This window comes from uncultured Pelagibacterium sp., assembly GCF_963972885.1.
In the GTDB taxonomy this organism is placed as follows: Bacteria; Pseudomonadota; Alphaproteobacteria; order Rhizobiales; family Devosiaceae; genus Pelagibacterium; species Pelagibacterium nitratireducens.
The window spans coordinates 1-3,428 of the sequence record NZ_CAXAXY010000157.1 but is presented as its reverse complement, the minus strand read 5'-3'; the positions used below and the strand labels follow the sequence as shown (position 1 = coordinate 3,428).

Below are 3,428 nucleotides of genomic sequence, written 5' to 3'. Positions count from 1 at the left end.
ACAAAACAAGGACTTAGAGCCAAGGATTTGATTCAATCAAATCCTGAACGGCTCTGGCCTCAGCGCCTGAACAGCACGCCACCCAGCCATCCAGTAACCAGCGCCAGAACCACGGTTGCCAGCCCGTAGAGCAACGGTTGGTTGGTGGCCGTATCGCCCACAAAACGCTCGAAACCCGACTTCTGAACAAAAAAGCGCTGCGCGCGCTCGGCAACCACTTCGCCATTCTGCACCACAAGGGCCTGGGCGAGAAAGATACCGTTGGGAACGTTGGCGGGCAGAACAACCCGGGTGGAAAAGAAGGTTGGAGACAGAAAGCTCACCCCGCGCCCATCGGTCCTGAACAGATTGGCATTGCCCATCAGCCGCACCAGTTCATTCTCGAAAAGGGCGACATTGCCCGTCGTTTCCTGCAGGGCAGATGCGATCTGGGCTTCGACCGTCAGGCTGCGCTGGGCGATGACCTCGGGATCGAGAATGTCTTCGAGCGGGCGGCTCGATAGCACGCGATAAAACGAGGGTAGGCCGGAAAACATTGCATAGTCGGCGTTGAGCATGATGCCGAACTGACGGGACTTGCGCCGGACCACACGCTCCTCAACGGGCCCGCGAATGATGAAGATCACATCGAACGTGCCCTGGGGCGGCGTACCATCCAGGCTCGGCTCGATATTGCCGAACAGGGTTATGGTTTCGCCCGCAAAATTGGAGTGGATCGATATCGTCGGGTCCGACGTTGCAAATACAAGCCCCTGCGCGCGGGCACCGGTGCTCCCGGCCACCACAATGAGCAGCGCCAAAAAGACGCGCACGGCCGTCACAGCCCTTCTCCAAATCCGAGAACCGATGTCGAGAACGGGTCGGCCGGTGCGAGAAGAAGCGACAATGCAAATCGGATAGCGACCCCGAGCACGATGAGCGCGAGCAGAAATCGCAACTGGTCACCGCGAAGATACTGGCCGGCCGAAGCGCCGAACTGGGCGCCCGCCACACTGCCGACCATCAGCGAAAACGCCAGCAGAATATCAACGCTCTGGCTCTGATAGGCATGCAGGATGCATGTCGCGGCCATGACCGCCAGCACATGCAGGAGCGAGGTACCGATTACCACCGAGCCGGGAATGCGCAGCAGATAGACCAGCGCGGGCACGAGGATAAAGCCACCGCCTATCCCAAGCAGGGAGCCCACGATACCGATCAGAAATCCGATGCCGATAACCGGGATGACCGAAATGTAAAGTTTGGAGCGCTTGAACCGGAAGCGCAGCGGCAGGCCATGGGCCCAATTGTGTTGTCCCGGCATGCGGCGCGGCGGCGGTCCGGTCCGACGCGAGCGAATCAGGGACCGAACGGCTTCGATCAGCATCAGTGAGCCGATCGAGCCAAGAAAGACCAGATACCCAAAGGAAATGGCCAGATCGAGCTGGCCGAACGAGCGCAGCAGATCGAAGATCCACACCCCGACGCCCGCGCCGAAAACGCCTCCGGTGACAAGAAACAGGGCCAACGTAAGATCGATGCCGCCGCGCCGCCAGTAGGACAGTGCGCCCGAGGTCGAGGCCGCCACCACCTGCCCGGTCACAGAAGCGACGGCAACGGGTGCGGGAACGCCCGAAAAGATCAGCAAAGGCGTCAGCAGGAAACCGCCGCCGACACCGAACAGGCCGGACAAAAACCCTATGGCGCCCCCGATCCCCACAAGGAAAAACAGGTTCACCGACATTTCCGCGATGGGCAAATAGATCAGCACGGCCGGGGCCCAATCATAGGCAGGTGTCACAGGGCGCCGATACAGGCATCCCGTGGCGATAGTGTAACGACGCGGGACTAAATAAAAGCTTAGACCGGCTGACTGCCCAGAACGGCCAGCAGCCGTGGATTGATGGCGCCGCTTTCGTTCATGCCAGCAGCCCGTTCAAAGGCCGCAACGGCTTCGCTCGTCTTGGGACCGGGGATCCCGTCGGGCGTGCCCACATCATAACCGAGTTTACCCAAAAGCATCTGCACGCGCAGGATCACGTCACCGTTTGTAATGGCCGGACCGGGGTCGAAGGCCTCGTCCCACGTGCCAATAGGGGCAAAATTGGCGGCAATGTCGATATCGACCGGAGCCCAGGCCGCGATTGTATCGTCGAGCCGCTGAATGGCATCGGATTCGAGCGAACGGGCCACATCATCGCGCGAGTTGGCAGCATCCTCGTCGCCCGAACGGGCCGCGAGTGAAAACCAGATATAGGATTGTTCGAAATCCTGCTCCACCCCAAGGCCGCGGGCGTAAAGCATGCCCAGATTGAACTGGCTGTCGGTCAGTCCGCGCCCGGCAGCTTCCTCGAACCAATGCGCCGCTGCGGCGAAGTCCTGGTCTTCGAGTTCACCGCCAGCATAAAGCGAAGCAAGATTGTGCATGGACATGCGGTTTCCCGCTTCCGCGGCGCGCTGGTACCAGAGCCGGGCCATGTCGAGATCACGCTCCACACCGCGCCCGCCTTCATAAAGACTGCCGAGCCTGTATTGGGCCGGTGCGAACCCTTGGGCCGCGGAGCGTTCGTACCAGGCAGCCGCCTGGCCGAAATCCTGCTCGACCACCGTCCCCTCGGTCAGAATGGCGCCCACCTCGAACTGGGCGAAGCGATCGCCACCATCGGCGGCGGCACGCAGTGCAGCCGGCTCAATGGACGCCGGTGCGGTGATCGGTGGCAGATCCGCGCTGTCGGAATCTGCAGCGTAACCATTCGCAGGTCCGACAGCGGCGGTGGTTACCGGGTCAATTGTTGGCAGCGCCGTCAATGCGTCCGCATCCACAGTGGCAGCGCTGAGCCGAGGTTGCTGCTCGATGACCCGCACATCTGACATGAGTTCATTTGCCGGCGTCTCCGTCTCGGTATTGGCTTGGGTCTCCGCCATTACACGCATCATGGCAAGGTCGGGCTCGGCCGTGGTGGTGTCGGCCTGGGTCGCGCTCACCTCTGCAGCGGGCTCGGCATCATCGGCTGTTTCCGCCGGCGTCACGACTTGAGCATCGTCTGCGCTCGGTGCGGTCTGTTGTGACGGTGCCATGCGACCCACGACCAGCGGTACAGCCAGGGCGATGACGGCAACCAGCGCCGTACCAAGCAAGAGGGAGCGCCGGTTCCGGGCAAAAAAGCCCGGGGCCATGGTCTCGGCATCGTCGGCTTCATCGTCCTCGCGCCGTGTAGCAGCGGCAGGCTCGGGCTCAGCGTCCACGCGAGGATCATGCGTTGGGTGGGGCGCGTCAGTGTTGGCCTCATCGCGCTGGAACCTGGCCAGCGCCCGTCCTATCAGCGATTTTGGTTCGTCACCCTGGTCAAGCGCCGGTTGGCGGGCCGAGCGGCGTGCGGCTTCGATGAAATTGGCACGGGTAGCATCGGAGACGCTGGGCTGAGGCGCGGACGGGGTCGGCTCAAACG

The 3,428-nt window shown here is 62.1% G+C and carries 3 protein-coding genes; all 3 read right to left on the bottom strand.

Features of this window, described 5'->3' with window-relative positions; all coding sequences use genetic code 11:
- Positions 1–59: 59 nt before the first annotated feature.
- Positions 60–821 (bottom strand): TIGR02186 family protein, encoded by a 762-nt coding sequence (locus AACZ55_RS15795; protein ID WP_339647623.1) that lies wholly within the window; start codon positions 819–821, stop codon positions 60–62.
- Complete coding sequence (locus AACZ55_RS15790; protein ID WP_338607673.1) at positions 818–1,750, bottom strand: sulfite exporter TauE/SafE family protein; 933 nt, start codon at positions 1,748–1,750, stop codon at positions 818–820. Before AACZ55_RS15790 ends, AACZ55_RS15795 begins: the two co-directional genes overlap by 4 nt.
- An 89-nt stretch (positions 1,751–1,839) precedes the next feature.
- Positions 1,840–3,428 (bottom strand): peptidoglycan-binding protein (locus AACZ55_RS15785; RefSeq protein WP_339647621.1); only part of this gene is annotated, 1,589 nt, incomplete at its 5' end.